This window comes from Gilvimarinus sp. 1_MG-2023 (assembly GCF_030548285.1).
The window spans coordinates 1-351 of record NZ_JAUOSC010000429.1; the positions used below are offsets into that span (position 1 = coordinate 1).

General features: G+C 53.8%; 1 pseudogene. It reads right to left on the reverse strand.

From position 1 onward, the window contains the following. Nucleotides 1-209 (reverse strand): annotated as a pseudogene (locus tag Q4563_RS17485) (cytochrome c biogenesis CcdA family protein); the annotation flags it as partial. Between the last annotated feature and the right edge of the window lie 142 nt (nucleotides 210-351).

Here is a 351-nt window from a genome sequence, read left to right on the forward strand (position 1 = left end):
TCCAGACCCAGACTGACCAATACAAAGGTCAGCAGCGAACCGGCAATCGCAAACGCCAGACTGAGCCCGGCTCCCATTGCCAGCACGCCCATCTTGCCATTGGCACGGGCAACCCCGACAGTCATCGGCAATAGTGGCCAGACACAAGGAGAAAGAATGCTGAGCATACCGGCAACAAATGCCAGCGGAATCGACGAAAACTCCAGCATGATCAGCAGCCGATCCGTTGTTTCAAGGCATCTGTGATCACATTTTGCCGTGTTTCAGCGACACTGAACCAGCTACTTTCACCGCCGGTATACAACACAAAAGTGGACTGCCGTGGTGCCTTGAAATGACGCACCCATTCTT